The sequence below is a fragment of the Gracilibacillus halotolerans genome (assembly GCF_014206945.1).
GTDB classification, from domain to species: Bacteria; Bacillota; Bacilli; order Bacillales; family Amphibacillaceae; genus Gracilibacillus; species Gracilibacillus halotolerans.
Genome location: NZ_JACHON010000009.1, coordinates 68,356 through 93,334 on the forward strand (window position 1 = coordinate 68,356; position 24,979 = coordinate 93,334).

Genomic DNA, 24,979 nt, shown 5'->3' on the forward strand with positions numbered 1-24,979 from the left:
AACAATATTAAAGGCGAACAATTAAAAATGAGATATAAATTACGCAGCAAAAACACGTAGACTCCTGCAGGAAAGCAACAGCTGAAAATCCATTACAAAAGTTCAATTGAACTTTTGTAATTAGTTGAAGCGTTGCCTGCGGAAAGCGAAGTGTTTTAGCGAAGTAATTATAAAAGCATACAAACATAACTGATTCTAACGAATCGTTCGGTTTGTTGTATGATTAAATAATTCTATCCCAGTCTACTTTTTATTCTTCTAAAGCCTTGTCAATTACTTCTAAATTCCTCTTCATTAAAGTAAAATAATCTTCATTCGCTTCAACTTCTTCTTCTGTTAAAACCGATAGATTATGCAAATACAATATATCTGCACCAGCTTCTTGCTGGATAACCTGCGCCACTTTTGGTTGTACATTCTGCTCAAACAGAATAAATCCGATATTTTTTTCCTTCACGATTTCAATAATTTCTTCTAACTTCTTTTGGCTTGGCTCATCAGACGGAGAAATACCCGTAATCGCTATTTGTTCAATACCATATCTTTGTTCCCAGTACCCATAAGCCGCATGAGTAACTACTAACTCTTTACGTTTTGCCTCTGAAATTTGCTCATGAAATTCTTCATCTAATGTAAGTAGTCGTTCTTTTAGTTCATGAAAATTATTTTCAAACTTGTTTTTGTGCTCTGGCTTTAATTCGATTAATGACTCCTTTATATTCTCTGCCATTTGAACGGCATATAGAGGATCTAACCAAATATGCGGATCGATATCACCATGTGAATGATCGTCATGTGAATGATCCTCGTCGTGATTATGCTCATGATGATGATCTTCACTGTGCTCATCTTCTTCATGATGATGCTCTTCTTCCTTATGGTTTTCCTCGAACACTATTCCGTCTGCAGCTTCCATTACCGTTACATCAGCATTTGTTAAAGTGGAAGATATTTTATCCGCGAAAATTTCTAATTGTGCTCCATTAAAAATAAATAAGTCCGAATCTGCGATATCAACCATCGTCTTAGAAGTAGGTTCAAAATTGTGTGGATCTGAGCCTGCTGGTAGAATCGTAGATACCTCTACATGATCACTACCAATTTGTTCTGTAAAATAAGCCAATGGATAAATTGTTGTGTAAACTTGCAATGTTTCTGTACTTTCAACATTATTTTTTGCTTGTTCTGCACCGCACGCAACTAAAAATAGCGCACTTAAAATAATAGATAATTTCTTAATCATATATTCACCTCTAAATCATAATGATTACGATTTACATTTTAAAAGCTTTTTTATTATAATTTATCTTTCGATCTTTGTAAAGCTAAATTGTTCACTATTTAGTCATTGCAATTTTATGATTTATTGGTATTATCAATTACAGAAATATACCTAAGAAAACATTTTTTGGAGGTTCCATATATGAAGAAATGGATAATGTTAGTAGTTTTTTGCTTATTCTTATTTGGGTGTTCCTCAGATAATAATGAAGGAGCTCATGAAGAGGATCATCATTCAGATGATACACACGAAGAGCACTCCGATCATGATGTTGCAGGCTTAGAAGTGGATTTCCCATTACCTGAACAAGCTACCGTTGGCGAAACTGTTGAACTTAAGGCAATTGTAACTTCTAACGGAGAACCTATTTTAGATGCAGAAGAAGTGGATTTTGAGTATTGGAATGTAGAAGACGAGGATAACACTACACACATTCTTGGAGAGCATACCGAAGACGGTGAGTATGTTGCAGAAGTAACCTTCACTGAACCTGGAACGTATGAAATCTATGCACATACTACAGCTAATGGATTACATACGATGCCGAAAAAATCAATTGAAGTAACAGAATAAATGAATATAAATAAAGCGCTAGTACCTTTTTCACCACCAACAAGCTTAAGTAAGGCTTAATGTGGCGTCCTTTGCCACAGAATAGCTTTACTTAAGACCTCGAGGGTAGGCTGCTTGCGCTTGACATTCAATCAGAATTTTATACTTCCTTTGTTAAGAGCTAAAGAGCAGCGCATAGTAAGAGCTGCTCTTTTTATGTATGTTCTGGTATATTGTAAATTACTTAAAGAATTGAATAACAAGAGGAATTTTATACATTTCCCCATTGTACGCTTTAACCGCTGCGATAATAGTAAAGACAAAATACATGATTGCAACAACAGGTGCTAGTAATAGGCCAATTAGTACTATTATTGATATAGAAGCTACGATTCCATATATAGTATAGGATAAGAAAAAGTTAAAATATTGCTTACCGTGGAAATCAACATATTCCGAATCCTCTCGCTTCATCAACCAAATAATTAATGGTCCAATAATTGCAGTAAAAAAACTTAATACATACATAAGCATTGAAAACAATCTTTCATCACTTTGCGACATTCTTCTCCCCCCTTTCCTACTTAATCATATCAAAAAAAATTTATTTGTGTATGGGCCTTCTTTCGTTATTTTATAGATATTAATTATAAAAAAGAACTATAAATCATGATTTTTTAGCTTTTCCTCTTTACCCAGAGATATTCCTCCTAATTTTGTTTACATATAAACAGATTCAACAACGTTCGGTTATTCGTCATTTATTTCTATATAATCTCCTGATTAAGCGACTGCTTATCCAAACACTTTACAAGTCTACTATTACTTATACTGTTAACTATTCTATTGATTTATTTGACATCCCTTCTTTAATATACTATATTACTAAAGGCGAATGTTTTTAGTTATCGCCATAAACATCATTCGTATATAGGAGTGTTATCCCATGGATAAAGTGTTTGATTATGAAGATATTCAGTTAATTCCAGCAAAATGTATTGTTAACAGTCGATCTGAATGTGATACATCTATTCAGTTAGGAAAACATACTTTTCGTTTACCAGTTGTACCAGCTAATATGCAAACAATCATAGATGAAAAAGTTGCTTACTATCTCGCAAAAAATAATTTTTTCTATATTATGCACCGTTTTGAGCCCCATACAAGAAAAGATTTTATTAAAAAGATGCAAAGTGAAGACTTAGTTACTTCCATCAGTGTTGGAGTGAAGGAAGAAGAATATGGATTCGTAGAAGAATTGGCGAAAGAAAATTTAATTCCTGATTACGTTACAATCGATATAGCTCACGGTCATTCGATCTCTGTGATTGAAATGATTCAACACTTAAAAAAACATTTACCAGAAACTTTCGTTATTGCTGGAAATGTTGGAACACCTGAAGCAGTCCGCGAACTGGAGAATGCTGGAGCAGATGCAACCAAAGTCGGCATTGGACCTGGTAAAGTTTGTATTACAAAACTAAAAACAGGATTCGGTACAGGTGGATGGCAATTGGCAGCTGTAAAATGGTGTGCGAAAGCTGCTTCTAAACCTATCATTGCGGATGGAGGAATTCGCCATCATGGTGATATCGCGAAATCAATCCGCTTTGGAGCTTCAATGGTTATGGTTGGCTCTCTTTTTGCAGGACACGAAGAATCACCAGGTGAATTAGTAGAAAAAGACGGAACATTATATAAGGAATACTTTGGTTCCGCTTCTGAATATCAAAAAGGTGAACGTAAAAATGTTGAAGGTAAAAGAATGCTTGTGAATTATAAAGGAAAGCTAGAAGATACATTAACCGAGATGGAACAAGACTTACAATCATCGATTTCTTATGCAGGCGGAAAAACAATTGATTCGCTTAGAAATGTTGACTATGTAGTCGTTAAAAACTCTATATTTAACGGAGATATGTTCTAAACATGTTAACTGCCAGTGAGTGAAAACACCCACTGGTTTTTTATTTACTCACAAGGAATTAAGTAATTCTGAATGATTGTTCTTTGGACTATTCACATTTTTAGATACGGGATAATATGTTATTTCTCCTTCTGGAAGTGGAGTTAGTAAACTTTTTAACGATTCATGATTCGTTATGCTTCTGTCTAACCACTTCTCTCGCTTCTGCTCATCCAAAATAACAGGCATGCGATGATGGAATTTATTCATATCTTCATTCGCATCTGTTGTAAGGATGGTACAGCTAATAATTTCATTATCTTCCTCTTCCCAACGATCCCACAAGCCAGCGAAAGTAATAACAGGATTGTTTTTTAGTAAAAAGCGATAAGGCTGTTTTTCTTTACCATGCTGATCCCATTCATAGAAGCCATCCGCTACAATTAAACAACGTCTACGAGATAGTAAATGTTTGAATGATGGCTTTTTATCTACTGTCTCACTTCGTGCATTAATCATGCGACTGCCGATCTTTTTATCCTTTGCCCACGAAGGAATCAAACCCCAACGCATAAAACCAGCTCTTTTCTCCTCCTTACCTTGAACGATAGAAAGGACACGCTGCGTGGGTGCAATATTATAGCTAGGTTCCAATACGTCCAAATAAACATCTAACGTCGATTCAATTACTTCTTTCGATAATGCTAAAGTAAAGCGACCGCACATTCCTATTACTCCCTTCTCTCTTATGATACAATAACACGTACTATTATTATGGCAGGTGATAAATATGGCGTCCATTACGATCCAAACAACTGAGCAATTAGATAACTGGTTACGTAACAACAAATTAGCCTTATTATATATTTCGAAAAATGGTTGTAGTGTTTGTCATAGTTTATATCCTCAAATTGAAGATATACTCAATGAATTCCCGATGATTTCATTTGGTTACACTGTCGTAGATGATTTTCCACAAATCGCAGGAAGGTTTCTCGTTTTTACAGCACCTGTAATACTATTATTTGTGGACGGTGAGGAATACTTACGAGAGGCAAGAATTGTTCATTTGAATCAATTTTACGAAAAATTAAAAAAAGTAACCGAATCTATATGATGTCCTGTAAAGGTATTGTTAATGAACTGTAACGTCAAGAAACGTTTAATCTTCTCAATTTCGGTGTATATATTAGTAAACAAAGAATAAACTACAACGAGATTTTGAGGAGGAATATCATACAATGAAACAAATTACATCGATTCAAATACAATTAGAAAAAACATTAACGATTAGAGAGACATTAGGATTACATATGATTGAGAAACAGTCAGATTGTAATTTATATGTTTTGTACGATCATAAAAAAGTTTGCTTAAAAGACCTTTCTAAATTAGTAGTGTTCTCACTAACAATCAAGAAGAATAAGCCAATGACCATTATTGTAGAAGGTTCTGACCCATCAACAGTGGTAGTAGGCATTAAAAAGTTGCTAGAACCAGTTTCATCTACGGAACCAATCCAAATTGTCTAACTTAAGCGACTTTGTTTACCTTGGCTAAAAAAACCGAACGACAAAAATGTCGCTCGGTTTTATATTTCTCTAATTGTTATCGAAACAAATCTAAGAACTTTTGCCAAAAGCTTTTCTGCTCCTGTTGTGCTTCTTCGGCAACTTCCTCTTTTTCTTCTACAATCAATTCTTCCGTCTTCATAACAAATTGGACGGTCCGTATTTTTTCATTTTTATCCGAAATAAAGGAGACAGGCTCATAATCTGAGAAATCAAATTCCTCAAGCATTTTCTCTACTTCTTGTTCCATTTCCTGTGGCATATTAGTTGTTTCACTCGCAAGCTCACTTGTACCATCTTTCAGTTCGCCAACACCGTCACTAATTTGCATTGTACCATTATGGAGATCATGGATACCTTTATCTATATCTCCATAAGACGAAGCCACAGTATCTATACCATCCGTATATTCAACTAATCCATCGTGAAAATGATCATAATTGCTTGATAATACTCGAATACCTTGTTGTAATTGATTAATTCCATCCAATAGACTTTGACTATCTAAATTATCTAACCCTGTAATCATTTCATCAAGTGCACCACTTACTTCCAATAATGAACGATCCATTTGAGAAAGTGCGGTAGGAACAGCTTGAAATGCAGCCTGCGTTTCATCGTAAATATATTGAATTTGTTTAGCTGCTTCATACGTTTTTAAAAGCTCACTGATTATATTTGGATCAGCGTTACTTTCTAACAGGCTGTTAATCTCCTCTTCTTTTAACACACTATCTGGAATGCTCCAAATGGCCGTTTCTAGCGCATCTAAACTTTTCTCATAGCTATCCTTGAGCGGCTTTAAACTTTCTTGCCCCGTACCTAGTCCTTCCTTCATTTCTTTCAAACCATCTCTCAATTGGCCAAGTGCAGAAAAATCTACATCATCCGTTTGACCCGATAAGGATTGATCGATCGCATGTAACGCATTCTTAATTTCATTCGACGCGTTCGTTAATTCATTTGAGGACGCAGATATTTTTTCGATACCTTGATAAAATTCAGAAGAGCCATCATTTAATTCTCCTAACCCATCTTCAAGTTCGCTTAATCCTGTCTGTAAATCCCCAACCCCTTCATCAATCGATGCTATAGCATCTGATAAGGTCGTGATATCTTCTGTCATTTCCTCCGTATCTGGCTTCTCTACGGCTATATTTGCAGGCAACGCATTAATTTCAATCGGAGCTAATTCAAAGTTATTAGCTTCTGCCTCTATTGTAAATCGTTCATCTTGACCTGGCATAACGGTATAAGTAATTTGCTCTTTTTCACCAACGTTAGCGATTGTGCCATTTTCCGATTGCAGAACTTTCACTTTTTCAGGCTCTGTGGTCACCCCTATTTGTAGTAAATAATAATCATTGAATACACTATTTTCCTCATTTTGATTAACCTGAATCTCTATTTTTAATTTACCACTTTCTCCTAACTTTTCTTTCGGGTTTACTTCTTCCCCATTCCAAAAATAGCGAATTGAAATATCCCATGGTAGCTGACTTTTTTCAAATGTCCCTTGATAATAAAATTCTCCCTCTTCAGCTAGAAAACGGACTTCATCGTTATTTTGCTCAATCTCTGCTAGACTCGTTAAATTTTTTACCTCGTTGTATTCACCATAGTCTATTATTTTTCCCGGCTCTGTAACTTGAAAGCCATTCACCACGTACATATTATTTGTTTGTCCATCTGAGGTTAGATTCACATAAATTACTTCATCTTTATTTTCATATACTGCTGCTGGCTCACTCCCTATATCTTCAGCATATACTGGGGATACAATCATAGTCACGAGCATAAGACAGATAAGCATACTAAATATTCTCTTCATTTCGTTCACTCCCCTTATTATCAGTTGATCTCCAAGTTGTTTTTTGGACGACTCTATCGAATAGATAAAGCATCGCAGGTAAGAAAAATACTACTAACACAAATGCTAACAATGCTCCTCTTCCTAACAAGAGACCAATAGAAGATACGATTGGATTGCTTGATGTAAACCATAGGATAAAGCCGACACTTGATAAAATAGATGCAGAAATAATGATAGAGAACAATTTCTCATCCAAGGTTTCTTTTAATGCTTGTGATTTAGGTAATACCTTTCGTTTCTCCTTATATGCTTCTGAAAATAGAATGGCATAGTCGACAGTAGCTGCTAATTGCACCGTACTTATAATTAAGTACCCAACAAATACGAGTGGTGAGTCAGTAAAGTATGGAAACGAAAGGTTAATCCATACGGCTGTTTGAATCGTCAATAATAAAATGATTGGATAGGAAATCGATCGAAATGTAATTAAAAGAACAATTGCAATTGTGACAACCGTCAATATATTTACAAGTGAATTATCTCTTTCCACTGTCTCCTTTATATCATAGAGCGTAACACCTTCTCCTAAAAGGTAGACATCATCGTATAAAAGATTACTTTTCTCTTGTACTTCTTCTATAAAAGCAAAGCTCTCCTCACCTTCTGCTTCACTTTCTGTATTAATAATGATTCGTGCATAATTTTCAGAGTAAAATTGTTCTGTTACCGATTCATCTAAATAATCTGGCGGAATTACGGGACTAACCGTATTTGTGTAGCTTAAAACATTTTTAACAGAAGGTAGATTCTCCATTTCTTCTGTAAGTTTCGTTTCCTTTACCAAATCACCTTTAGGCACAAGTAATACAATTGAGGTTAGTTGACCAAATTCTTCTTCAATAGCAATTTTGTCACTGCCAGTTCTTGTTGTCTCTGGTTGTTCTCCAATTCCATAAATAAAGTTTGTATTACTCTGAGCTAAAAATGCAGGAATAATAAGAATAGCTACAACAATTACTACAATGTAACGTATTTTTACAACAAATTTTCCTACACCTTTTATAGGAGGTATTAACGGACGATGCTCCGTTTTATCTATCCACTTGTAGAACAGCATCGTAATAGCTGGTAAGAAAATAACAACACTGATAAAGCTCAGTAATATCCCCTTCACTAGATTAATACCCAAGTCCGAACCAATCTCAAATTCCATTAAGGAAAGTGCCATAAATCCGAAGAACGTCGTGGATGCACTTGAAGCAATAGCAGGAAATGAGCTTTTCATAGCTTTCAGCATCGCTTTATGAGGATCACCCATTCGTTTACGATTATCATTAAAGCTATGAAGTAAAAAGATGGCATAATCAAGTGATACCGCGAGCTGCAAAATTGGTGCCACCGATTGTGTTACAAAGGAAACCTCACCGATGAATATATTTGTACCTAAATTAATTAATACCGACACACCTATTGCCGTTAAGAAGAACACAGGCTCAGCCCAAGAATTTGTAGACAATATCAATATAATGATAATAATCGGAATTAAAAGAGCTGCGGCATACATAGATTCCGTTCCAGCCATTTTTTGAGAATCCGCTGTATTAACAGCTTCTCCAGCAATTGCATTATCGTCACCGATTAATTCGTAAATAGCTTCTGTCGCTGCTACCTCTTCCCCCTCTTCAATTGCCAAAGAGAATAGCGCAGTTGAATCTTTATAATAGGATTCTACCGTGTCAGAATCCATCATTTCTATTGGGGTCTTAATGTCTGTGGCATCATCTAACCACATAACATCATTAACCCCTTCAATATCTAGTAACTCTTCCTTATAATTTAACGCTTCAGGAATCGTTACGTCTTTTATCATAACGCGTGTATTCGGAACTGTACCTTCAAACTCTTCTTCCATAATCTCCATTGCTTTTGAAGAAGGCGCTTCTTCTGGTAAGTAATCTGCCATATTATAATTTACAGATACACCGAACTGAACAACCGCACTGACTGCTGCTAATAGTAGAAATACGATTGCAATTGTTTTTTTATATTTAAGTACCCACTCCGCCAACTTTATCCCAACCTATTCTTTTAATTTCCTTTTACTGTAAAATCATTCGGTTATCTCGTCATAAAATATTGATTTAAATTGTAAGTATAGTTATGTATAGAAACCTTCATACTAACACCATACTTTACTATTTTATATAACCTAACAGCTTTTCATCTAGTATTTGGACTTAATTGAATGTAATTTGTTAACAAATTGTGACTGTAAACGTAGTGCAAATGGAGAACTCTATTTTATGATTATAATAAATAAGATAGTTTGTCTTTTGGATATACAAAGTCATTCGCTTTTGCTATAATGATAATTGTTAGCGATTACTATTTATTTATGGAGGTTATTGTAAATGACAAAGCCTGAACAAAACAAACCAATAGTTACTCATCTTTATACTGCAGACCCATCTGCACACGTATTCGAAGGAAAATTATACATCTATCCTTCTCATGACTTAGAACATGACGAACCATCTAATGACAATGGTGACCAATATAAAATGGAAGATTATCATGTATTCTCCATGGAAGACGTCGATTCAGAAGTAGTGGATCATGGTCAAGTACTACATGTTAATGATGTTCCTTGGGCAAGCCGTCAAATGTGGGCACCGGATGCTGCATTTAAAAACGGTAAATATTATTTCTATTTCCCTGCTCGCGATAAAGACGGTATCTTCCGCATCGGAGTAGCAACAGGTGATCGTCCAGAAGGGCCATTTACACCAGAAGAAAACTACATGGAAGGTAGCTACAGTATTGATCCTGCAGTATTTGTAGACGATGATAACCGCGCATACATGTATGTTGGTGGACTATGGGGTGGCCAATTAGAAAAATGGCAAACAGGCGAATATGTAGAAAACCCTGAAGAAATTCCAGCAGACGCACCTGCATTAGGCCCAATCTTTTGGGAACTAAATGAGGACATGAAATCTTTTAAAGAAGGTACTAAAAAAGAAATTGCTATCGTTGATAAAGATGGAAACCCAATTCTTGCTGGTGACGAAGAAAGAAGATTCTTTGAAGCTCCTTGGATTCATAAATATAACGGTAAATATTACTTATCTTATTCTACTGGTAACACACATAAGATTGCGTATGCGATTAGTGATAGACCAGATGGTCCGTTCGTATATCAAGGAACCATCTTAAATCCAGTTCTAGGTTGGACGACACATCAATCTATTGTAGAGTTCAAAGGTAAATGGTACTTATTCTACCATGACGCTTCTCTATCTGGTGGCTTAAACCATCAACGTTCGATGAAGTTCACGGAGATTACGTACAACGAAGATGGCACAATCCAAACGATAGACCCTTATCCAGAAGAAAAATAATAGAAATGTTTTCAAGAGGCAGACTAGCTTTAAGCTATCTGTCTCTTTTTCATTTCTAAGCTGATATAGCAGTTTACGTTCCTAATCGTTTAACTTTACATTAATCATCTAGATTTGAGAGAATAATTGGATATAATAGTAGGCAAAACAGATTTTTTCGGAAAATGGACCAAAGGAGGTTTATCGTTATGCCACCGACTCAAAAGCTACAAGCGAGCGATCGTCGTTATACAATCGCAAATAGAGAAGCACTTTTTGGTATCTCTTTAGTTGTATTCCATTTTTTATGGTGGTTTGGTTTTGCATATGGCCTAGGTAGCAAAGAGGTTGATGAATACACCTATATTCTTGGTTTCCCAGCATGGTTCTTTTATAGCTGTATCATAGGTTTTATCTTGATCTCTCTTCTAGTTTTCATAATCGTGAAGAAATTTTTTGTTAATATTCCATTAGATGAAGAGGAGTCAGATATATGAACTGGGAAGCTACCTTAACTTTATTTCTTACAGTTGGAATTATTTTTATTATAGGTTTGTATGCGAGTAAACGACAAATGGGTTCAACAAATTATATGCAAGATTATTACTTAGGCGGCCGAAGCCTTGGTGGATTTGTCCTTGCAATGACCATGACAGCAACATACGGAAGTGCATCTAGCTTCATCGGTGGACCAGGGGTAGCTTACAACGAGGGGCTAGGTTGGGTATTACTTGCTGTTATTCAAGTTGTAACTGGATATTTTACGCTAATGATTTTAGGGAAAAAATTCGCAATTATCACTAAGAAATACCAATCCGTGACGATTATCGACTATTTAAAAAAGAGATACGATTCCCATGGCGTAGTCATACTGTCTTCATTAAGTATTATTATCTTTTTATTTTCTGCCATGGCTGCACAATGGATTGGTGGAGCTCGTCTTATAGAATCGCTAACTGGACTGTCTTATACAACAGCACTATTTATTTTTGTCGGTACGGTTTTAATTTATGTAACACTTGGAGGCTTCCGCGCCGTTGTTACAACAGATACCGTACAAGGGATTATTATGTTTATTGGTACACTTGTATTGTTGATAGCCGTCATTATAGCAGGCGGCGGGGTAGAAAATATTATTCAAGACCTAAAACAAGAGAATCCTAACTTAATTTCTCCATACGGGGCAGAAAGAACATTAACACCTACATACGTTTCGTCTTTTTGGATTCTAGTTGGGGTTGGGGTGATTGCTCTCCCTCAAATTGCTATACGAGCAATGTCTTATAAAAGTAGCGCATCCTTACACCGCGCACTTATCATTGGTACAATTGTTGTTGGTTTTATTATGCTAAACATGCATTTAATCGGTGTTTTTGCACGACCTATTTTGCCAGGAATCGAAATTGGCGACAAAGTAATGCCGGAAATTGCGCTACACGTACTTCCGACTTGGTTAGCCGGAGTCGTTTTAGCAGCACCTTTGGCAGCGATTATGTCGTCAGTTGATTCATTACTATTATTAGTTAGTTCAACAATCGTAAAAGACCTATACATTAATTACGTCAATCCTGATATCGAATACAAACGAATGAGAAGAATTAGTACTGGGGTAACAGCCGTACTCGGTATTGTTGTATTTTTACTTGCTGTTCAGCCACCTGATTTAATTATTTGGCTTAATCTTTTTGCAATTGGTGGATTAGAGGCAGCTTTCTTATGGCCAATCGTGCTCGGGTTGTATTGGAGAAAGGGAAACAAGTATGGTGCGCTAGCATCGATGTTCACCGGGATAACTTCTTATGTAATCTTTGAACAGTGGTGGCAACAACCTTTCGGAATGCATTCTGTTGTTAGTTCGTTATTCCTTTCCCTTATTGCCTATGTATTGTTCAGCCTAATGACAAAAGATAGGCAACGGCCGTATATAGAAATATGAGAATGGGTGAGCCACTTTATTATTGTGGCTCACCTTTTTAGTTTCTACTTAATTAAAATTCATTTGGTGGAAAGCTGTCTGGTTTATTTGCATCCGATGAAGAAGATGATGATTTATCTGATTCTAGTTTTCTTTCTAACTTTGATAATTGTTTTTTAGCAAAGTCTCTTCCGCCAATTCCAAAGGAGATCGCAAAGGCAATCATTAGTCCTCCTAAGATTAGTAAAAATGCTAGGTTAACGATGGAAGACGCTAATTGTAACTGGTCTAATGCCATAAACACTGTAAATACGATTATAGTATATTTAAGAATTTCTGCAGAAAAACCACTCTTCGTATATTTCTTTAGCCAATTCGATACGAGATTGGCAATGAAAAGTCCTAAACCTACGATGATAAGAGCACCTATTAAAAATGGTAGATAGACGATTACTGCACTACCAATCGTATTGAGAACATCTAGTTGTAATACACTTAGTGCTTCAACTGTAAAGAATAGAATAATTAACACTTTAACAATTGTACCAATTGCTTTTGCTAAATCAAACGGTGCATTTGCTTGTTGTAGTCCTAGTGATGAATAAATATTATTGATACCTGTTCCATGTAATAAGCTCGTTAATAATCTACTTATAACTTTACCTAAATAGTAACCAGCAATCACCAAAATAATGGCTACAAATATATTCGGGATCATATTAAGTACACTATTTAGAACAGATTGAATCGGTTCTGAAATCGTGCGAATATTTAATACTTCTAAAGCAATTGTTATAACCGGGATAATAATCAAAATGTAAATAATATTACCAAGTATTTGCGAGAGCGACAATTTAGCCTTTGAAATATCCCTTCCCTGATCTGGAGTATTAGCAGGGGTAATTTTAGTAAACCATTTATCTAGATTCAAGCTTCTGAAAAAGTTAGTAAATAATTCTTTAACTAATCTTGCGATAAAGACACCTGCTATTACAATAAATGCAGCTGCAATGATATTTGGGATAAAGCCCAGTAACTTATCCATCATATTGGAAATTGGACCCGATACTGATCTCATATTGAGTGCATCCAATATTGCAGGTAAGAATAAAATAAATACTAAGAAATAAGCAACCTTCCCCAAACTCCCTAATACATCCTTCCCCTGCTTCTCATCATGGATCATCGGGGTACGTGCCAACGCTTTATGGAAATTCCACTTAACAAATAACTTCTGGACAATATTTTTCACTGCTAATGCTATCAGCCATGCAAGTAATAACAACAGTAGCGCCTTGATAACATTCGGCAAGGCATTTAGAAGTTCGTTCCACATACTTTGAAAAGAATAACTAATATCTGACATATTTACCTCTCCTTTGTATAGTGATGTGAGTCTAGTAAGTTTATACCTTCAATAACTAATGACTAAACATCATTTCTTGCTTACAGTTTTTTTCAGATTAGTTGATTTTAGTTGTCCGGTAAGCTAGCATATTAATGGTGCCGTTACCAAAAGTCATAGACAGAGAGAGGATATGTATGAAAAAGTTTGTTTTTTGTTTTACTATTATTCTATTATTTTTAAGTGCATGCTCACAAAATGAAGATGAACAAGCAGTAAATGAAGAAATAGAAGAGAGTCCTACTGAAGAAGTAGTAGCGGAAGAAGAAAATTCCGAAGAAGAATTAGAGGAAGAAAAGGATATACCTACTAACTATTTAACTGATGTAGAAGCAATTCCGATATCAGAGTATCCAACTGAAAATTGGACTAAAGCTGAATTTCCTGATGACCGAGACTATAAAATGGTACATAACGCATTCATTGAGAACGATACCTATTATATTGGTAGTGACAGCAAAAAGGCTATATCTTATAATGCCGATCATTCTTCTAATTGGGCATTAGAGCATAAATATGGATTTGAGATTGAATTAGCAATGGACGATCAACATCTCTATAGCCATACGATTGGAAGTAGTGACAATTACAATTATCTGAGAGCGATTGATAAGCAAAGTGGGAACGTTAACTATGAAATAGATTTAACAGGTTACGAAGAATTTAGCGAAGTGTTTTCTGATGATGGTGTACTTTATATGATTTTTGGAAAAATGTCAGATGAGGACCAAATTTTCGCAGACCTATTTTCATTACACGCGTATGACGCAACAAATGGAGATGAACGATGGTCGTTAGATATTGATGCTCTTCAACTAGGTAAAAGAAATGGACATTATGAAATTACTTCAAATGAAAAAATGATTTTTTATTTCGAAAAGGATTATAAGCTAGTGGCTAGGTCGAAAGAAGATGGTTCCGAAGTGTGGTCCCAACCTTTTGATGAACGACTTAGATTTGTTCAGGCTTTTATCCATAATGATTCACTTTATGTACTAGATAAAGATTATGTATTTCATAAAATAAATATGGAAACAGGCGAGATAATAGATGAAATACCTTATGACGGTGAAGCAATGGGACCCGAAATTGCTGAACCTATTTTTGTAGACAATCATATTATCATGCAACATAATGACGTAGAAATTGACCAGCATTTAATTAAAGGATTAGATACAGAGACTAAAGATATTGCTTGGATTGTTGACTTAGACGGTTACTTTGCATTTGGTGTGGAAGAATTGAATGGTACCGTTTATGCTTTACTTGGGGATTTAAATTTTGAGGCAGAAAATCCTACACGAGTCGCTAAAATAAATCCAGAGAACGGTGAAATTATTGAGGTTATTGAATTAGAGGATTATGTTACTCCAGGAAAAGTGAACACGTACAATCGCTTTTCAGGCCATACTGTTCATAATGGAGTACTTTCCATTTCAAAAAATAACATTCTGTATGGATTCTATTAATTTTAAGATAGGGGTCAATCAGGAAAATTCCTGTTGACCCCTTTTTCATTCATTAATTAGCTGTTTTTTGTTTTACGTGTAAAGTAGAGACTAATCATCCCCGCTACAAGAATAACTGTACCAAATAGTATTAAATTAAAAGTATTCGTAGCTGTATTCGGTAATTGGTTATCCTTATCATCTGAGTCTGTATCAGAGGATGTTCCAGCAGCTTCTGAGTCTCCGCTATCCTGATCTTCAGCTGTTTCATTATCTCCATCTGTTGCATCTGTAGAGACATTATCGTCTTCATCTGAATCTCCATTATTTGAACCAGTATTATCGTTCTCTAATCCTTCATTATTAGAGTCAGTGTTGTCGTTCTCTGATCCTCCATTATTAGAACCAGTATCGTTATCCTCAGTTCCACCGTTATCGTTGTTATTGGATCCGTCATCATCATTAGCAGGATCATCTTCTTCCGGTCCATCGTCATCCGTATCTTCGTCCTCTTCCTCAGGTACCTCTTGACGATCATCGATGAAATTTTCGTGGTAAACGAATACACCATTTTCACTTAATCTTTCTAATAACTCGTTGTCATCATTCGACAATTCAATTCCATATAAGTAAACACTCTGTAAGTTTGATAACTCTCCTAAAGTACTTACACTCTCAATCGGATTATTACTTAAATTCAAAGATTCAATTTCTGTTAAGTTAGCTAATGGAGAGATATCCGTAATATTGTTAGATTGTAAATTGACAGATTGGAGATTCGTCAATCCTTCTAATGGACTTAGGTTACTGATGTTGTTACTAGATAATGATAAATTATTTAGCTGGTCAAAACCTGATAGAACCTGTATATCATCGATTGCATTATTCGATAAATATAGTGATTTTAATTGCTGAAGGTTCGATAGAAAATTAATATCCGTAATACCAAGGTCTGACATCGTTAAATCAGTAAGTGTTGGTATATCTCCAACAATCGAATAATCTGATAATGGGTTACTAGAAATATCAAGGTATTGGAGTTTATTAAAGTTTTCTAAAATATCAATATTTTCAATATGGTTATAACCAATTCTTAAAGTAATTAAATTCGTTAAATTACTGATTGGAGATAAATCGGATACTTCATTATTATTTAGATTCAAGTAACTAAGAGTTGTTAGATTCTCCAATGATGAAAGATCTTGAACCTGATTAAATCCGATAGAAAGATCTTCAAGATTCTCTAACTGTTCAATTGGTGATAAATCAGATATCTTATTCTCTAATAGATAGAGCAATCGTAGGTTATGAGCTAATTCTAAACCTTTTAGAGAAGCAATATCACCGTCAGTAACAGTCAAATTCTCTAGATACTCAATATCTTTTTCCGTTACATTACGAGTATGAACTCCTACTTCTTCAGACACAGCTTGTTTTAGATTATCGCTCTCGAAAGTAACTTCTGGTGCATCTGCATCTTCTCCATCTGTCTTTACTTTTACAGATTCAAGGTCACTTAAATCATGGAGATACTGCATTTCTAAATAGATGTTATAAAGTATATTTGGTGTTAAATCAGTGAAAGTGTATTCTGTGACACCATTTTCTAGTAAAATTTGTTCTATGTAGTCTCTAGTGTCTCCTAAATCACTGCCAGTACCAAATAAACTAATACTTAATAGCTTGGTTACATCTGACCATTTTATCGTAAAAGAAGTCTCATCGACGTCAACAATCTCAAACTCGAATGGTTCGGATTCTTCACGCATCTCACCCAAATTGAATTGGAGTTCAATCGGATTGTTAGCATAATTAACCCCATCTTGTACTTGGAAGGTTATCGATTCTGAAATACTCGGGTCACTTCCACTATAAAGAATTGCTTCAAAACTACCTACAGGTAAAGATAATTCTACTAGTTCATTAGCCGAGGATAAGTAATGGCTTTCCTCAACTCCTTCTGTACTTTCTTCATTTCCACGAATCAATAGTAATTCATCCTGAATAGGCACATCTACTTTCGTTTCAATGGAAACCGGAACTAGCTCTTCATTAGTCCAATATGGCGTTGAGTATAAGTAATTAGAAAATACATAGTTATCAGTAAGTAGATTAATCGTGTACTCTTCTCCCAGCGTCAGTCCTTCAAACGTATAGCTAGTCGTGTCAGCAGAAACAGTATCCACCAATTCAAAATTTAAATAAACTTCAATTTCTTCTACATCTTGTAGTCCACTTGATTCCCATGAAACAGTAACCGAATCCTTTGTAACTTCTTCTTCCGAAAGTATTAATTCAGGCTCTTGTACCTCAGATCCATCATTCTCGTCTTCCGCAAGAGTAGTAACTTCAGAGTCTTCTAAGAACTCTTCAGGTTCTTCTACCAATTCTTCGTTTACTGCTGCTTCAATTTCTTCCTCTTCTTGCACTTGTTGAGTCTCAGCTTCTGTGCTGTCAGTTTCTACACTGTCAGCTTCCGTTTCTTCCACTTCGTCAGCCGTTATCTCTTCACTTTCGGCAGAATCTGTGGATTCTTCTGATTCCTCATTTTCACCTTCAGTTGCATTGTCAGCAGCTTCATTTGCTTGTTCTGTTACGAATTCTTCATTGTTAACAGATTGAGTTTGGTCCCCATCCTGTTCTGTTTCGGCTAATACTTGAACAGGCATTAAAACTAGCGAAAGAACTAAAACAATCGCTGAAAATCCACTAATGAAGCGCGTGAACTTTTTTCTCCTCAAAGTAATTCCTCCCTTTTTTTAGATATTTCTACCATTTCATATACTAACCTACCAATTTGGTAAGTCAATATATTATAGTAAAAATAAGGAAAAAGTTACATTGGAGGATTTTCACAATGGAAACTATAGATTCACTTCTTCACATTAACCAAGACTTTTTAACCAATTTAAATGATACGTTAAGTCATTTAGTATGAGGAAGTTGTTAAATAGATACTTAATATCTATGAGTATTCGAAGAATCGATGTCATTTAGATCAAGAATGAGTGCTATATACTTTTCGGCGAGTAATGTTGGGGTAAATGTATCTTCTTCCATTAAAAGACGGATATCTTTTTCAAACTGGATCCATATTTTTTCTATTTTCTCTAAATTGAAACGTTCATCAGGATTATTTTTTTCAGTATTTTCTGCTAACTGCTTGATATATTCTATCGTATTATTTTCAGGGAGTTTGGTATAGGAGATCCAAATATCTTTATCGACGACAGATTGATACTTTTCCATTTCTTTTTGTACTTTATTATCAATATTTTGGAGTGTGTAATATAACTGGAGGTAATTTTTTTCTGTTGGTGATGCTTTAACTTCTTCAAACGCACTTGAAATTTTATTAGAGATATAATCAGCCAATGCTAGTTCTGTTAGGGCAAACTCGCTTATTTCTTCCTCGGTGATTAATTGATATAGTGGATCCGTGATATCTATCGTGGTGCCTCCTGAAATAGAATTTACAATCGTCATTCGGGGCGAGTGATGTTCCCAACCCTGATACATTGTCTGTTCATCTTCTTTGAAATAAAATTCGTAATTAGGTGTGCCAGCCATATCATAAATACCATCAAAAGTTAGATTCTCGAGCATAATTTTTATTTCTATTATTTTTTCTTTGTCAGTAAATACCCTACTATCTTCTAATGTTTGATTCGTATCTTTCAACTCTCTAATGACAAACTCCTCTTTTTTAAAACCAATTAAATCACTAAAATTAATAAATAGGAATAAAAGAATGACAGCAAAAAACAGTAATAGGATATACTTTCTAAATTTCACTTCAAACCTCCCTCAATATAATTAATTTTTCTTTCATTTACTATAGATACAGCTCCATCCCATAAAGACACTCAATCGAGAATCTAGATAATATGATGTTGATTCCTATACTATTCACCACTGTCAATAAACGCTTCAAGTTCTTTTGTTTTCACTCCGTCCGCTTGGTATGATAATCCATCCTGTTGATTGTCGGGTACTGTTCCATTGATTGCAATGTCCACATCTTGAACCAATTGCGTCAAATACTCGAACGCCTGAGCTTGTCGTTCGGTAGCTGGCTTCCATTCCTTAACAGCTTCTCCTTTATTTTCACCGTACTTCTCATCCAAGTATTCAAATTCCAAATGTTCCGTTCGCTTGTCATGTTCTACTTGAACGATTTGTGCCAATGTATAAATATTATCGAAATCTTTTTCAAGGTCACCACCCTCAACATCAACAAATGTTCCTAAGATATTCGTGATCGATTGCGCTTTCAAATATTGGTGATACGCTTCGTCCAATCCCGCTTCAAAATATTTATCCGGAGTTTCGTTTTGCAAGGAAGTCAACGTTTGGGAAATCCATTTCTTTGCATTTGCGGTGAAGTCCGGCTTTTCAATGTTGCCCGTCGTCGATATATCTTTCCATTCTTTAGGATCCATTGAAGCGGCTTCTACTTTTCCTTCCGTTACAGCCTCTACTTTTTGTTCTTCGGACGCATCGGCTTTAATTTCCGTTACAGTCTCTTCCTTTTTTTCCTCTTTCGATGCTTCTTCCGTCTCACCCATTCCACAACCGACCAACAACACGCAGACCAAGATACCCGTCATTCCTGTTTTCCAAAAATTCATTATTATTACCCCTTTAGAAATGTTTGTAATATAACCGTACCATATATAGATTGGTATTTTAAGGCTAGATCAAATATTAATTGTTGATATCAACATTAATAACGCCCAAGCAAGATGCTGTGACAAGGTAAAAAGCCACGAGTAAATCGGAATATCTCCTGAACACTTTTGGATTTACGATTCTTTCTTTTCATTGACCAACCATGGAATTTCCAATCACTATCACTTCCCTTTGAAGTAGAGTTCTGTGAGGTATGTCAGTGCTCACCCCTGAGAAATGGGCTAATTTGGGATGATAAAATGAACTCACATTAAATGGTCTTGTAGCATGTGGATTATGAAATACTACTAAATCCTCTAGTAACTCTTCACCAGCTTGAACTTTTTCTGATATCTCGAAGATGGGTTGTGTACCTAGATCGTTATATAGCTTTTGTGTAGATATAATTAATCTAGGAGCAACACTAACCATTCTATCTTTACCTGCTGTTGCTACAGCAACATGCTCTAACTTAGAAATATTGACACATATAATTAGTGTTTGACATGTAATTTGAGCAATTTTTTCGGTTTTAATTCATGGAATACTCCCCCGTTACTTCAATATTTATTGCTTTCATACCAACGCAATGTTCAATAAATCTCGATAAATATGAAGTTGATCAACTCCAGTGATTACAACACGATTCCACCACTTCTAACATTGACTTTTACCTTGGGATTAACGAGGATTTGCTCATAATAATTTTCTCCCTTTATTTCCTCCCATATAGATGGATAAAAAGCAATAATTTCTCTACCTAATCCAAGTATGTCACTTTGATTCGCTGCAAGTTTTTTGAACAGATTATCCGCTTTTTCAGTGAGAATCTTTGATATTTGTATTTCCAAAAAACTAATCCTCTCCTGCTTATTTAATTGGTCTGGAGGATAGTCAACAATTTCCACGTCCAATTCCAGCAAAATATCAGCATGTACCTTTTCTTCTTTTCTCAGTTTAAGTTTTCTTGATACACTTTTGACATTATAGCTGACGGATACGTTAGCATCCTTATCTAATTGCTCTGTTAAAAGTACCTGTTTAGATTTCTTTTCCATAAATAATATTAGCAAAGTACTTTCAGCAGGAGTAAGAAGCTGTCCGGTAAAGCTGTGGTCATGAAAAAGAGCAACCCCATTTATTATAACTTCATTTTCCGCCTCATCCTTGCTCAAATAAGGAAGCATGAAATCTTTTCCTTCATCAAACAAATAGGTGCGAATCGATCTTAGTGTAATATTCTGAATCTCCGAATTAATTTCACTACTGTGAATCAATTCGTACAGATATTCCCCTTTTTCAACTTCATTTTCGGATAAATGGGCAATTAATTCATTTGCACTGTTATCTGTTACAGCAATTTTGGCGTTTAAATCCACCCTTGGATCCCGATAAAAAGCATCCAGCACATTATAAATATCACCTTTTGCAACGTCGATTCCTAAGATCAATGCTCTTCCTTTTGCGGGATCATAATTACCAGGTACGCTTCGGTCAATCGTCATGCTTGCTTCTTTTATTGAACTTCCTTTTCCAGTTACCAATTCATTCAATATCGATATTTCTCCTCTACTTGACTCACTAATATTCATATCTCTAATAATTGAAGTTATTTGATAATCACCATTCTCATTCAAGTCAAAACCTGATAAATACACAGTACGGGAATTCTTTAGTAGTCTTTCATCCCAGCATCCAGCTAGTAATAGAAGTATACAGATGAGCAAAAAGAGCTCAGTTTTCCTCATAGGTCGATGCCGCCTCTCTTTTAAAAATAATTGTTATTAAAAGCAGTACGATAGGGATAATAACACCGAAAATTAAGCTAAAATACTTTAACCATTCTTCCAACAAGGTAATCTCCATATAATAAAATATTATCGAAACGATAAGAGCGAACGTTCCAGATAGCATCACAGCAAATTTATGTTTTATACGGATTAATTTACTTATTCCTATACTTGCTGAAAAGGAGTAGCTGATGATAGTAGTAAAAACGACCAGCCCCCAGAAGGAAAGAAATATTAAATCTAATCGGCTTAACACTCTTATTTCCACTGCACTTAGTATGTATAGAACTGGTTCCCGCGTGATTTTCATTTCTTCTGGACTAAGCATCATCGTACTTATAATTACGATATACATAAAAAATATTGTTACAAATAAGATTGTGAAAAATGCCCCTTTCAGTACCGAAATACTTTTAGACCGCTTCATAAATGCAAAATAAATAAGTAATGTTTCATAGCCTATGAAAGATACAAAGGCATCCTCTGTACCTTTAAGAATATTCCATCCACCATTGTGCCCAATAGGGAAGAGATAGCGGATATCCATGGATGGATCATCATAAACAACAAATGTAATAAGGAATAAAAGCGGGATCAACAAGAAGAGAAAAGAAAATAAAGAAATCACATTTTTTATCGTACAAATACTTCCATAAATAAGTAGAATGAAAAATATCAAAAGTAAAACCCATCCTGGAGTTTCAGGGAGTATCCATCGTTTTAAAGTATCTGTATATATAATAAAGATATAACAAATGATAGTGAGCAGGTACATAACATATAAAAAATTTAATACAGTTCCAAGCATTTTCCCCAATATTACTTTAGAGAAATCAAATAAGGTAAGATTGGGGAACTTTCTGCATAGAAACCAGATAATCAGTAAAATTAGTTGGATTAAAATCCCAGTAAATAGAATAGAAATCCACCCGTCACTGCCTGCTGTGTGATGTGTATGGTGAGGTAATGCTAACAAGCCTACCCCTATCATCGTTTGCGCCAGCACATAAAATAGATTTACAGAACTAATACGGCCCTTCACTTTCATCTATTTTCCACTTCCTTGATTGTTTTTCCTGTTTGAAATGAGGGGAGTCTTTAGGCTGTTTATACATCATCCATGAAGGAACACGAATAATAGTGTCTTTAAAATCCTTCATGTTCAATGGAACAAAAGGCGCAAAGTATGGCTGACCGAATGAAGTAAGACGTGACAAGTGAATTAATACACATAACACCCCAATAACAATACCAAAAAAGCCAAATGTTGCTGCCAATAGCATTAAAGGGAATCCCAAGACACGAATTGAGCTGCTCATTTCTATGTTTGGCTGAACAAATGATGAGACTGATGTTAATGCGACAACTATAAGACCACCATAGGAGACAATTCCTGCCTCAACCATTGCTGTTCCTACAACTAGCCCTCCGACAATCCCAAAAGTTGTGGCAACGGAAGGTGGCAGTCGAATGGACGCTTCTCTAAGCAACTCTAAAGAAAGCTGCATAATCATCAACTCTATAAATGGCTGAAATGGTACATAGCTCAACGAAGACTGCAGCGAATAAACAAGCTCCAAAGGAATTGATTCATAGTGGAATGAAACGAAAGCAATATATAATGCAGGTAGAATAAGCGCAATAATATAACTGAACAGGCGTATAAGTCTAAAAAATGAACCTAACCACCAACGGGTAGTATAGTCATCAGGTGTTTGAAAGAACGTCATAAATGTCGCTGGCAATATAATTACACTAGGACTTCCATCTATAATTAAAGCAACCCTTCCGTCCTTTAAATTTGCTGAAGCTTTATCTGGCCTTTCCGTAAGAAAAAGCTGGGGGAATGGGGTAATTGTATGATCTTCAATGCAATCTTGGATATCTCCTTCTAATCGGATAGAATTAAGGGTAATACTTTTTATGCGTTCTTCAACCTTCTTGATAATTTCTGAATCTGCCACATGCTCCAAATAAATTAGTGAAACATTCGTCGTTGTTGAGGAGCCCAATGTAAACTCTCTAACCGTGAAATCCGGTGATTTTGTTAAAGTACGAAGTAAATAAGTGTTTTTGTCTAAGCTTTCAACGAAACCTACTTTTGCTCCAAGGATTGTTTTTTCTACGGCAGGCTCTGAAACTTGCCTATCGATTGATGCAGTTGTTTTCAGCAGGAATCCCTCATTATTCATGCCTTTTTTTATTAGTAGACAATAACCATCTAATAATCCGTTGATGGCTATTTTAATACTTTTGCTCGTGCGAATCTCCTGGCTATATAGCTCATTTAAAATATCGTTATTTTCCATTTTTATAAGTGGTTTAATGATTTTGGATTCAAGAATTTCCTGATCAACTAATGAATTGATGTAAAGGATATTATAGATTTGGCCATCGCTATGTATTTCACGCTCTTTTAAATCGCTGGTATGATTTAATTGACTTTTAATATTCTCTATGGAGAGATTTTCTTGATTTATCAAGGGCCTTTTGGATTTATTTCTTTTAATTCGCATCTCTGCACACCTCTTCTGCACCACTTCTTGTTAGTAGTATGTAGAACTTGAATACAATTATGCAAATAGAAGATGGAAGTTGATTCAAAGAGCATGCAAGGACATCAGTAGGATAAAACAACTGTACGCACTGGATACTTACTCCCATTTATTAACGAGCATGGACCATGAAGCAATGGAAAAATTCGAGGAATTATTTGTTTGATTAAGTGTTTTTTTTAGGTGTATCCGTAAGGGAGTGTTTAGAGTAGTAATGCAACTAAACAGGATAAGTAAAAACCCCCTGAACCTATCTGGGTCAAGGGGTTTCATTTAGTGATTCCGATTGGGCTCGAACCAACGACCTCTACCCTGTCAAGGTAGCGCTCTCCCAGCTGAGCTACGGAATCATATTAAATTAGACATACATAAATATAAGCCAACCCTGTCAATTTGTCAACTAACCTTTTCAACTGTTAACTTATGTATTGCTTCAGTAGAAAACAATGCGACCAGTTCTTCATTATATTTACATGGTGTTCTTATAGCTTTAAAAAAAGACCTCCCTCAATATAATTAATTTTTCTTTCATTTACTCGTTTTTTCTCAAAATTCCACTTACACCGAATAGTTAATTCACCTTAAATAATGGATACTATTTGCATTTATAATAAATATTTACATAGTGAAAACCATCCTATCCTCCAAACTGGTATTGATTGGAAAATGACAGTATAACCGTGCTTAAAAT

The 24,979-nt window shown here is 35.3% G+C and carries 21 protein-coding genes and 1 tRNA gene; 8 read left to right on the forward strand and 14 right to left on the reverse strand.

Features of this window, described 5'->3' with window-relative positions; translation table 11 throughout:
- Nucleotides 1-250 precede the first annotated feature (250 nt).
- The gene (locus GGQ92_RS10155) at nt 251-1,243 is read right to left on the reverse strand and encodes a metal ABC transporter solute-binding protein, Zn/Mn family (protein WP_221437292.1); all 993 of its coding nucleotides are present in this window, start codon (nt 1,241-1,243) and stop codon (nt 251-253) included.
- 180 nt (nt 1,244-1,423) lie between these two features.
- Between GGQ92_RS10155 and GGQ92_RS10160 the strand changes: the two genes are divergently transcribed.
- Complete coding sequence (locus GGQ92_RS10160) at nt 1,424-1,855, forward strand: FixH family protein (protein WP_184248069.1); 432 nt, start codon at nt 1,424-1,426, stop codon at nt 1,853-1,855.
- A 219-nt stretch (nt 1,856-2,074) separates the two neighbouring features.
- Here GGQ92_RS10160 and GGQ92_RS10165 read toward each other — a convergent pair whose 3' ends face one another.
- Nucleotides 2,075-2,398: a DUF4870 domain-containing protein gene (locus GGQ92_RS10165; RefSeq protein ID WP_184248073.1), complete on the reverse strand. Its 324-nt coding sequence runs from the start codon at nt 2,396-2,398 to the stop codon at nt 2,075-2,077.
- Between the two features lie 382 nt (nt 2,399-2,780).
- Between GGQ92_RS10165 and guaC the strand changes: the two genes are divergently transcribed.
- Nucleotides 2,781-3,761 carry a GMP reductase gene (guaC, locus tag GGQ92_RS10170; protein ID WP_184248076.1) on the forward strand — a complete coding sequence of 327 codons (981 nt, stop codon included), beginning with the start codon at nt 2,781-2,783 and terminating at the stop codon, nt 3,759-3,761.
- Nucleotides 3,762-3,809: 48 nt separating this feature from the next.
- Here guaC and GGQ92_RS10175 read toward each other — a convergent pair whose 3' ends face one another.
- Nucleotides 3,810-4,466, reverse strand: coding sequence for an SOS response-associated peptidase (locus tag GGQ92_RS10175; RefSeq protein WP_184248079.1), 657 nt, complete (start codon nt 4,464-4,466; stop codon nt 3,810-3,812).
- A 64-nt stretch (nt 4,467-4,530) separates the two neighbouring features.
- Here GGQ92_RS10175 and GGQ92_RS10180 point away from each other — a divergent pair, with 64 nt between their 5' ends.
- Together GGQ92_RS10180 and GGQ92_RS10185 are read left to right on the forward strand one after the other, a co-directional pair.
- Complete coding sequence (locus tag GGQ92_RS10180) at nt 4,531-4,857, forward strand: thioredoxin family protein (RefSeq protein ID WP_184248082.1); 327 nt, start codon at nt 4,531-4,533, stop codon at nt 4,855-4,857.
- Between the two features lie 124 nt (nt 4,858-4,981).
- Nucleotides 4,982-5,272 (forward strand): HPr family phosphocarrier protein, encoded by a 291-nt coding sequence (locus GGQ92_RS10185; RefSeq protein ID WP_184248085.1) that lies wholly within the window; start codon nt 4,982-4,984, stop codon nt 5,270-5,272.
- 76 nt (nt 5,273-5,348) lie between these two features.
- Here GGQ92_RS10185 and GGQ92_RS10190 read toward each other — a convergent pair whose 3' ends face one another.
- Together GGQ92_RS10190 and GGQ92_RS10195 are read right to left on the reverse strand one after the other, a co-directional pair.
- The gene (locus GGQ92_RS10190) at nt 5,349-7,142 is read right to left on the reverse strand and encodes a YhgE/Pip domain-containing protein (protein ID WP_184248087.1); all 1,794 of its coding nucleotides are present in this window, start codon (nt 7,140-7,142) and stop codon (nt 5,349-5,351) included.
- Nucleotides 7,126-9,087: an efflux RND transporter permease subunit gene (locus GGQ92_RS10195; protein WP_246384362.1), complete on the reverse strand. Its 1,962-nt coding sequence runs from the start codon at nt 9,085-9,087 to the stop codon at nt 7,126-7,128. Before GGQ92_RS10195 ends, GGQ92_RS10190 begins: the two co-directional genes overlap by 17 nt.
- A 448-nt stretch (nt 9,088-9,535) precedes the next feature.
- Here GGQ92_RS10195 and GGQ92_RS10200 point away from each other — a divergent pair, with 448 nt between their 5' ends.
- From GGQ92_RS10200 to panF, 3 genes are all read left to right on the forward strand, one after another.
- Entirely contained in the window at nt 9,536-10,525 is a 990-nt protein-coding gene (locus tag GGQ92_RS10200) for a glycoside hydrolase family 43 protein (protein ID WP_184248090.1), read from the forward strand.
- Nucleotides 10,526-10,713: 188 nt separating this feature from the next.
- Entirely contained in the window at nt 10,714-11,001 is a 288-nt protein-coding gene (locus GGQ92_RS10205) for a YhdT family protein (RefSeq protein ID WP_184248093.1), read from the forward strand.
- The gene (gene panF / locus GGQ92_RS10210; RefSeq protein ID WP_184248096.1) at nt 10,998-12,440 is read left to right on the forward strand and encodes a sodium/pantothenate symporter; all 1,443 of its coding nucleotides are present in this window, start codon (nt 10,998-11,000) and stop codon (nt 12,438-12,440) included. Before GGQ92_RS10205 ends, panF begins: the two co-directional genes overlap by 4 nt.
- Before the next feature lie 52 nt (nt 12,441-12,492).
- Here the strand turns inward: panF and GGQ92_RS10215 are convergent, their stop codons facing one another.
- Nucleotides 12,493-13,785 (reverse strand): mechanosensitive ion channel, encoded by a 1,293-nt coding sequence (locus tag GGQ92_RS10215; protein ID WP_184248099.1) that lies wholly within the window; start codon nt 13,783-13,785, stop codon nt 12,493-12,495.
- Between the two features lie 176 nt (nt 13,786-13,961).
- On the opposite strand from GGQ92_RS10215, the gene GGQ92_RS10220 reads away from it, so the two are divergent.
- Nucleotides 13,962-15,293, forward strand: a complete 1,332-nt coding sequence (locus GGQ92_RS10220; RefSeq protein WP_184248102.1) for an outer membrane protein assembly factor BamB family protein — start codon at nt 13,962-13,964, stop codon at nt 15,291-15,293.
- Between the two features lie 56 nt (nt 15,294-15,349).
- On the opposite strand, the gene GGQ92_RS10225 is transcribed toward GGQ92_RS10220, so the two are convergent.
- The 8 genes from GGQ92_RS10225 to GGQ92_RS10260 all read right to left on the reverse strand — a co-directional run bounded on the left by GGQ92_RS10225 (nt 15,350) and on the right by GGQ92_RS10260 (nt 24,638).
- The gene (locus tag GGQ92_RS10225) at nt 15,350-18,013 is read right to left on the reverse strand and encodes a leucine-rich repeat domain-containing protein (protein ID WP_184248106.1); all 2,664 of its coding nucleotides are present in this window, start codon (nt 18,011-18,013) and stop codon (nt 15,350-15,352) included.
- A gap of 217 nt (nt 18,014-18,230) precedes the next feature.
- Complete coding sequence (locus tag GGQ92_RS10230; protein ID WP_184248109.1) at nt 18,231-19,067, reverse strand: hypothetical protein; 837 nt, start codon at nt 19,065-19,067, stop codon at nt 18,231-18,233.
- A 110-nt stretch (nt 19,068-19,177) separates the two neighbouring features.
- Entirely contained in the window at nt 19,178-19,903 is a 726-nt protein-coding gene (locus tag GGQ92_RS10235) for a hypothetical protein (RefSeq protein ID WP_184248112.1), read from the reverse strand.
- Between the two features lie 190 nt (nt 19,904-20,093).
- Nucleotides 20,094-20,375 carry a hypothetical protein gene (locus GGQ92_RS10240; RefSeq protein ID WP_184248115.1) on the reverse strand — a complete coding sequence of 94 codons (282 nt, stop codon included), beginning with the start codon at nt 20,373-20,375 and terminating at the stop codon, nt 20,094-20,096.
- A gap of 203 nt (nt 20,376-20,578) precedes the next feature.
- A complete protein-coding gene (locus tag GGQ92_RS10245) occupies nt 20,579-21,691 on the reverse strand; it encodes a Ger(x)C family spore germination protein (protein ID WP_184248118.1) in 1,113 nt (370 codons plus the stop codon).
- Complete coding sequence (locus GGQ92_RS10250) at nt 21,678-22,781, reverse strand: GerAB/ArcD/ProY family transporter (RefSeq protein ID WP_184248121.1); 1,104 nt, start codon at nt 22,779-22,781, stop codon at nt 21,678-21,680. The genes GGQ92_RS10245 and GGQ92_RS10250 overlap by 14 nt, the downstream gene beginning before the upstream one ends.
- Complete coding sequence (locus GGQ92_RS10255; protein ID WP_184248124.1) at nt 22,759-24,249, reverse strand: spore germination protein; 1,491 nt, start codon at nt 24,247-24,249, stop codon at nt 22,759-22,761. Before GGQ92_RS10255 ends, GGQ92_RS10250 begins: the two co-directional genes overlap by 23 nt.
- Nucleotides 24,250-24,565: 316 nt before the next feature.
- Nucleotides 24,566-24,638: transfer RNA gene (locus tag GGQ92_RS10260), tRNA-Val, on the reverse strand.
- Nucleotides 24,639-24,979: the final 341 nt, after the last annotated feature.